A 7,592-nucleotide genomic window follows, 5' to 3' on the forward strand; every position below is an offset into this window, starting at 1 on the left:
CCGACGGAAAGCAGATCCTGCACGGCACGGAGTACACGCACGACGCGGCCAGGTTGTCGCGCGGTGGCCCTTTCGTTGCCATGAACACCGCGATCGAGATCGACGCCTTCGGTCAGATCAACGTCGAAGGTGTGGGTGACAAAGTGGTCGGAGGTATCGGCGGTCACCCCGACTACTGCGCCGCCGCTGCGAAAATTCGCAACGGGCTGTCGATCATCGCCATGCCGTCCCGCACGAACGGCCACTCCCCATTGGTATCCCAACTCAGCCGACCGGTGTCGACACCTGCATACGACGTCGACCTGATCGTCACCGAATTGGGCCACGCCGATCTGCGCGGTGCCGACTGGACGCAGCGCCGCAAGCTCATCACCGAACTGTTCGAGTAAGGAGCTCCATGACCGCACCGGCAGGCGGCTAGCGGCTGAAGTATTTCAGCGGCCGTTCGACGAACTCGAACACCACGCCGTCGGGTGAACGCAGGAACGCGATGAACAGGCCGTCAATCTTGGTGCCGGGAAGCGGACACCAGACCGGATCGCCCATCCGCTCAACCGAATTGGGTACCTGATTGAGCGCCTTCTCGACACTATCGACGCGCAGTGCACATCGGTAGAGGCCTTGGTGGTTGCCGCCCCACGGCACCGGGTCGGACGCGGCGGTCTCGGGGTGTGCGACCACCGTCATGACGAACCGGTCTCCATCCTCGGCGAGTGCGTACCTGGCCACCGTGCATTCCACGCGCTCGGCGGATCCGCCGGGCGCCAACTGTTGACCGGACACCGTCATCGACGTCGGCGGCTGTGATTCGAGAAAGCCGATCGCGGTGAGGAATTGGCCGGTTGCCCCAAGGTCGCCGGCGGCGACCCTGATGCCGGAGAACAGCGCGCCAGCTGCAGCGTCGCCGGCGTGGGTACTCTCGGCCAGCTCGACCACCGCCCCGTCCGAGTCGACCGCCAATACTGCCTTCAACTCGGAGATCAGCCCGTCCACCGGGTCACCGACTGTCGCGCCCGCCGCACGTAACACCGCCACCGCCTCGTGCAGATCGGGCACCGTCATCAGCGTCGACCGGATGCCTCGACGGAAGGGATCGGCGCTGGTATCGCGTCTCAGCGGCGGAGCCCGGTAATCGATGATCTCCAGCGCGCAGCCGGCACGGCCGCCCCGCGCATCGTAGAGAAACGAAGTTGCGCAGTAGGTTTCACCCTCCAAACCGAGAATGCTGCCGTTGGTGGGCACCGCCGAATCGGTTCGCATCCGTGCGCCCAAACCGAGTCCATCCGCATAGAAGGCCTCGGCAGCGTCCAGCGAGGCGCAGTTCAGGTTGACGTGCAGGAAGCGCCGGGCCAAATCGTCGGATCGGAGCCCGCTCACAGCACCACGGACTTGATCTTGAAGTCAATGATCTCCTCGTCGTTGTAGCCGAGTTCGGCTAACACCGCATCGGTGTGCTCCCCGTGTCCGGGCGCACGGGTCAGCGTCAGCGGAGTCTCATCGAACTGCACCGGGCTCGCGGCTAGCGCGAATTCGTTGTCGGCGGCGTCAGTGACGCGTGGCAGGTACCCGTTGGCGATGGCCTGTGGATCGGAGTGAACCTCGTGGGCGGTGCGCATGACATCCCACACGCCGTCGAATCCCGCGAATGCTTCCTCCCAGTGGCACAGATCATGGGATCCGATGGTCTTGCGGAGTTCGGCGATGCACTCCGCGCGGTTGGCGAAGCGCACCACCGCGTTGGCATAGCGCTCATCGTCGACGAGATCCGGGCGGCCCAAGCGGGTGCAGAAGTCGGCCCAGAACCTGTCGGACTGTAAGAGCACAAACACGATGTGGCGACCGTCTCCGGTCTGGTAGATGCTGGCAGCCGGGTTGGGCATCCCCTCGAGGTCAAACTTCGGAATGTCGGCGCCAGTGACGCCGGCACCGACGATGTCGGGCCCGAGTTGCCAGATCGCGGCACCGAGCAGCGAAACGTCGACGACCGACGGCTCTCCGGTGCGCTCCCTTTTGAACAGCGCCCCGGCGATCCCCGCCGCGATCGACAAGCCACCGTAGACGTCGCCGAACGCAGGTCGCTGGATCGGCGGGTAGGCGTTGTCCGTGGCGTACCCCTCACCGATCCCCCCTCGCGCCCAGTAGGCCGCGAGATCGAATCCACCCTGGTCAGCGAGATCGCCCTTGGTCCCATAGCCGTGTCCACGCGCGTAGATGATCTTGGGACTACGGGCACGGACCTGTTCGACGTCGATGCCCATCCGCAGGCGCGAATCCGGTAGCAAATTGGTCAGGAACACATCGGCGCTCTCCAACAACTTCATCAGCAGCTCGAGACCCTCGGGACTGCGCGTGTCCAGACCGACGCTGCGCTTACCCCGATTGGGCTGCTCGATGAAATGATTGACGCCACCGGCGCCGGCGACGATGCCCGAGCTGATCAACCCTCGTTGGGGATCACCGGTCTCGGGATGTTCGATCTTGATCACATCGGCACCCCAGTCAGCCAATACTGCACCGGCCGCAGGAACGAACGTCCACGCCGCGAGCTCGACGACGCGAATGCCACTGAGAATGTCTGTCATGAGTTCCTCTGCTGGAATATGGCTTTCAGCCGACCGGGTACGCGATAGTCTTGGTCTGCAAGTGCTGTTCGAATCCCTCGATGCCGTTCTGGCGGCCCAGACCGCTCATCTTGTACCCACCGAATGGCGCGTCAGCCCCGTAATACATCGCCCCGTTGACCATCAACGAGCCGGCCCTGATACGGCCGGCCACCGACATCGCCCGTTCCGAGGAGCCCACCACTGTGCCGGCAAGCCCGTAGGACGAATCGTTGGCCAGTGCGATGGCGCCGTCGTCTCCACCGTCGTATGGGGTGATGGTGATGACTGGTCCGAAGATCTCCTCCTGGAACACCCGCATCTCCGCGGCTACGTCAGCCAGAACCGTTGGTGCGACGAAGTATCCGCGTTCCAGCCCATCAGGCGTCGCGCCGCCGACGGTCACCCGCGCCCCCTGCTCTCGTGCGCTGTCGATGTAGCCCAGAACGCGGTCGCGCTGTTTGGCCGACACCAGCGGCCCGCAGAAATTGCCGGGATCGCTGGGATCACCCACGGTGATCCCGGCGAATATCGAGGTGACGACGTCGACCGCCTGGTCGTAGAACTGCCGCGGCACCAGCATCCTGGTGGTCAACGCACATCCCTGCCCCGAGTGAATCAACGCGGCGATACAGCCGGGCAGCGCGACGCCCATGTCCGCGTCGTCGAGCACCACGTAGGCCGATTTACCGCCTAACTCCAGCAGGTTGCGTTTCATGGTCTCCCCCGACAGCCGCGCAATCAATTTGCCCACCGCGGTCGACCCGGTGAACGACACCATGTCGATCCGTGGGTCGGTGACCAGCAGTTGCGCGACGTCGTTGTCCGAAGCCGGGACGATGTTCACGACTCCGGCAGGGATATCAGTCTTTTCAGCGATCAGGCGCCCCCACCGCAACGCGCTCCAGGGTGTCTCGATGGCCGGTTTGAGCACCATCGTGTTGCCTGTCGCCAGGATCTGGCCCACCTTGTTCGTGATGATCTCCACCGGGAAATTCCACGGGGTGATCGCACCCACGACACCGATCGGCTCCTTGACGACGCTGCGGTGATACGGGGCACCCATCAGGGCACCGTCGGGAAGCGCTCGCTGCCAGGCGAATTCCGAGATGAGTCCTGCGGGGTAGGCGATGCCGTCGGTCAACGGCCAATCCAGCTGCGCGATATAGGTCGTCGACACCGGGCAACCGACTTCGGCCACCAGCTCGGCACGCATCTGCTCTTTGTCCTCCTGCAGCGCGTCATGCAGCTGCTGCAGGCAGTGTTTTCGGAATTCACGGTTCGTCGGCCAGTCGGTAGTGTCGAACGCACGCCTGGCCGCAGCGATGGCTTCCGCCATATCCTGCGCGCCGGCGTCAGTGCACACTCCGAGGACCTCCTCGGTGGCGGGATTGAGATTGTCGACGGTCTGACCCGTCGACGACATCCGCAACTGACCGTCGATGTACAACCGGGTTTCCGGGTTAAACGCAACACTGCTGAGCGCGACCGGGAAAGCCGTCATTGGCACTACCTCTCGCTTAGCGGGCAATGTGCGCTATCCTACCTCTTTAATAGCTAACTGTTTAGCTGATTCAGACTCGAACCTGAATGGTCCCCGACCCGGGCGAAAGGGGTGACAGGTGTCCGTCCCCGCCGCTGCAGACCGCAGCGTTCACGACCTCGTCACGGATGTAGCGCTGTACCGCCAACAGTTCCGCCGTTATCTGCGGGAGCTGGAATGGGTGGACGAATGGCACCGGGCAGCCTTCACCAGCGCCGAGGACGGCTTGTCCTTCGACGCCACAGTGCTGTCGCGCCTGTACGCGGCAGGCTGGAACCGCTACGGCTGGCCCGCGGAAGCCGGGGGCCTCGGTGGGGACGAGATCCACCGTGCCGTCTATTACGAAGAGCTCGCCTACGCGATGCTGCCCATCCCCGCCCAGCAGTGGACCCTCGAGACGCTGGGCCCCGCCTTGATCAGGTTCGCTCCCGCACTTGCCGCCCAGTACTTGCCGCACTACCTCGAGGGTTCCGAATGGTGGGGCCAGTCCTTCTCCGAACCCGAATCGGGTAGCGATTTGGCCAGCTTGCGCACGCGGGCTGTCCACGACGGCGCAGGCGGATTCGTGGTCAACGGACAGAAGATCTGGACCAGCCAGGGCCCTACCGCGAAACGACTGGTCACCCTCGTCCGCACGGGCACACCAGAAAGCCGGCACCGCGGCTTGACCATGTTGATGATCGACGCCGACAGCCCAGGCGTGACCGTCCGCCCCATCGCATTGGCCAGCGGCCGCCGAGAGCTCGCCGAGGTCTTCTTCGACGATGTGCGGGTGCCCGCCGTCCGGGTCGTCGGCGAGGTCGGCGGCGGCTGGGCCGTGGCGATGTACCTCATGCAGTATGAGCGCGGCATGTACGGATACGCGGTACTGAACAAGGTTTTGACCGAATTGGGAAAGCTCCGCGCCGACATGGCGGATCGCGGCTCGTCCGCCGCGAGCCGGGAGCGGTTCGCGCAGGTCTACATCGACGTCGCATGCGCGCAGGCACGGACCGCCACCACCGTCCGCAAGCTGGCGAACGGAACAGCCGTCGGACCGGAGAGCAGCATCGACAAGCTGTTGTTCGGCACCGCTGAGAAGGCGGTCAACGACCTGGTGCTCGACCTCCGGCGCGAGTGGATGATCGCCGGTGTCGGAGGAGACAACGCCGCCGAACTGGACACCCTGCGCGCGGAATGGTGGTACTCGCGGGCCGCGACGGTGATGGGCGGCGCCGCCGAAGTGCAACGGGGCATCATCGCCGATCACCTTCTGGGACTGCCGAAGGAGAAACGGTGACGACGACCGACGAATCGTGGCCGATGATCGAAGATGCGGTGTACCGGCTCTTCGCCGAACTCGCCGCCAAGAATCCCGGTGACCACATCGCGATTGGTCCACGGTTGGTAGAGCTGGGCTGGTCGGACATCGAGGCCGAATATCCGATCGAATCGTGCGAGTTGCTGTTCCGCGCACAGGGTCACTCGCTGGCACAGACCGACTGCCTCGATCGCGCGATGGTCGCCGAGCTATCCGCTCTGCTCAACGATCCAGTCGACGGGATCGTCCTGCCCAACCTGGCCCACGGTTACGCCCCCGGCTCGGATGACGACCGCGTCAGCGGCATCGTGCTCGGGCCGCTCGACGGACGCGGCCGGCTGGTCGTCCCGGTGTCCCTCCCGATGGGGGCGGTGTCAATCGGCGTGGTCGACGCCGGCGAGCTGACCGGTCAGCGTATGAACACCTTTGACCCGTCGGTGTATTGGACGTCGGTGTCGGGTCCGCTGGGCGGGCCATTGACTGACGCGTCGACCGAGTGGAATCGGGCCATCGGTGCTGCGCACCGGGGGCTTGCGACCGAACTCGTCACGCTTGCCGAGCGGGCGCTACGGATCGCGGTCGACCACATCAGCGTCCGCGTCCAGTACGGATCACCGATCGGAGCCTTCCAGTCACCCAGGCATGCGCTGGCCGATGCGTGGGCCCATCTCGAGGGTGCCCGGGCGCTACTCGACGAGTCTTGGCGATACGGCGGACGGCTCTCTGCGCAGAGCGCCAAGGCCGCCGCAGGCCGCGCGCACCGCGGGGTCGCCGACGCCGCGTTGCAGGTGTGCGGCGCCATCGGGTTGACATCCGAACACGAACTGCATCGCTACGTCACACGAGGGTTCCAGATCGATTCACTATGCGGTTCCTATCGTCAACTCGAGGCACAGCTCGCCGAGCGTCTCTTCGACACTTACTCCCCCGGCCGCGCATTGCCCGTGATAACCGCCTGGCACTGAGCACCGATGAGAGCGGAAAGAGGTAACCATGCGCCGCAACATCTTCGAGGAAGTTCATGACGAGTTCCGCGCCACCGCGCGGGCCTTCTTCGAACGCGACTGCGCCCCGAACACCGAAAAGTGGGAACGCGATGGCAAGGTCAGCAGGGAGGCTTGGCGTTCCGCCGGCGAGCATGGGCTGATCGGCTGGGCCCTCCCGGAGAAATACGGCGGCATGGGGATCGACGACTTCCGGTTCAACCAGATCGTGTCCGAGGAGATGTTCAGTACCGGATCGGTGGGTATCGGGCTGGGGGTTCAGAACGACATCCTGGTGCCGTATCTGAACGACCTGACCAGCGAGGAGCAGAAAGAGCGCTGGCTGCCCAAATTCATCTCCGGGGAGTACATCGGCTCGATCGCGATGAGCGAGCCGGCCGCCGGGTCGGATCTCGCGGGCATCAAGACCACCGCCCGCGACGACGGCGACGCGTGGATTGTCAACGGCCAGAAGACATTCATCAGTAACGGCCTGCTGTCCAAGCTGGTCCTCACCGCCGTCAAGACCGATCCGTCGGCGCGGCACAGGGGAATCAGCCTGCTGATGATCGAGGACGGCATGGACGGCTTCACCCGTGGCCGCAAACTGGACAAGATCGGTCAGTATTCGGCCGACACCGCCGAGTTGTTCTTCGACAATGTCCGGGTCCCTAAGGAGAACTTGGTCGGCGAGCTCAACAGGGGCTTCTACCACCTGGTTTCACATCTGCCCAGTGAGCGTGTCGGCATTGCCTGTTACGCGATACCCGCCGCGCGCCGTGCCCTCGAGCTCACGATGACCTACGCGTCCGAACGCACCGCGTTCGGACAGCCGATCGGCAAGTTCCAGGTCAACCGGCACTTCATCGCCGAGATGCAGACCAAACTCGATGCGGCGCAGACATATCTGGATCAGTGCGTCCTGGCGCTCAACGAGGGCCAGCTCTCCGACCAGGACGCGGCCGGCCTGAAGTGGTGGACCTCCGAGATCCAATGGGAGATCATGGACCGCTGCCTGCAGATCTACGGGGGTTACGGATACATCAACGAATACGAGGTCGCCCGATTATGGCGGGATGCGCGGGTGCAGCGGCTCTACGGTGGCACCACCGAGATCATGAAGGATCTGATGGGCCGGGCGATGGGGTTCTAGGCCGGCCGTCCCG

The 7,592-nt window shown here is 64.5% G+C and carries 7 protein-coding genes; 4 read left to right on the forward strand and 3 right to left on the reverse strand.

Features of this window, described 5'->3' with window-relative positions; all coding sequences use genetic code 11:
* Positions 1 to 389, forward strand: a 389-nt coding sequence (locus tag ACLQI9_RS08005) for an acetyl-CoA hydrolase/transferase C-terminal domain-containing protein (RefSeq protein ID WP_442391437.1), incomplete at its 5' end; no start/stop codon positions are given.
* Between the two features lie 28 nt (positions 390 to 417).
* Here ACLQI9_RS08005 and ACLQI9_RS08010 read toward each other — a convergent pair.
* Genes ACLQI9_RS08010 through ACLQI9_RS08020 form a run of 3 tightly spaced genes read right to left on the reverse strand, consistent with a single transcriptional unit; the run spans position 418 to position 4,104 of the window.
* A complete protein-coding gene (locus tag ACLQI9_RS08010) occupies positions 418 to 1,377 on the reverse strand; it encodes a VOC family protein (protein WP_442385213.1) in 960 nt (319 codons plus the stop codon).
* Positions 1,374 to 2,582 (reverse strand): CaiB/BaiF CoA transferase family protein, encoded by a 1,209-nt coding sequence (locus tag ACLQI9_RS08015; protein WP_442391439.1) that lies wholly within the window; start codon positions 2,580 to 2,582, stop codon positions 1,374 to 1,376. Before ACLQI9_RS08015 ends, ACLQI9_RS08010 begins: the two co-directional genes overlap by 4 nt.
* A gap of 25 nt (positions 2,583 to 2,607) precedes the next feature.
* The gene (locus ACLQI9_RS08020; protein ID WP_442391441.1) at positions 2,608 to 4,104 is read right to left on the reverse strand and encodes an aldehyde dehydrogenase family protein; all 1,497 of its coding nucleotides are present in this window, start codon (positions 4,102 to 4,104) and stop codon (positions 2,608 to 2,610) included.
* A gap of 118 nt (positions 4,105 to 4,222) precedes the next feature.
* Here ACLQI9_RS08020 and ACLQI9_RS08025 point away from each other — a divergent pair, with 118 nt between their 5' ends.
* From ACLQI9_RS08025 to ACLQI9_RS08035, 3 genes are read left to right on the forward strand one after another with little or no spacing between them, the layout of a single operon-like run.
* Positions 4,223 to 5,422: an acyl-CoA dehydrogenase family protein gene (locus ACLQI9_RS08025; RefSeq protein ID WP_442385219.1), complete on the forward strand. Its 1,200-nt coding sequence runs from the start codon at positions 4,223 to 4,225 to the stop codon at positions 5,420 to 5,422.
* Positions 5,423 to 5,445: 23 nt separating this feature from the next.
* On the forward strand, positions 5,446 to 6,408 hold the full coding sequence (locus tag ACLQI9_RS08030; RefSeq protein ID WP_442385225.1) for an acyl-CoA dehydrogenase family protein: 963 nt from the start codon (positions 5,446 to 5,448) through the stop codon (positions 6,406 to 6,408).
* A 28-nt stretch (positions 6,409 to 6,436) separates the two neighbouring features.
* A complete protein-coding gene (locus tag ACLQI9_RS08035) occupies positions 6,437 to 7,579 on the forward strand; it encodes an acyl-CoA dehydrogenase family protein (protein WP_442391443.1) in 1,143 nt (380 codons plus the stop codon).
* Positions 7,580 to 7,592 lie beyond the last annotated feature (13 nt).

The organism is Mycobacterium sp., assembly GCF_052143115.1.
Taxonomy (GTDB): Bacteria; Actinomycetota; Actinomycetes; order Mycobacteriales; family Mycobacteriaceae; genus Mycobacterium.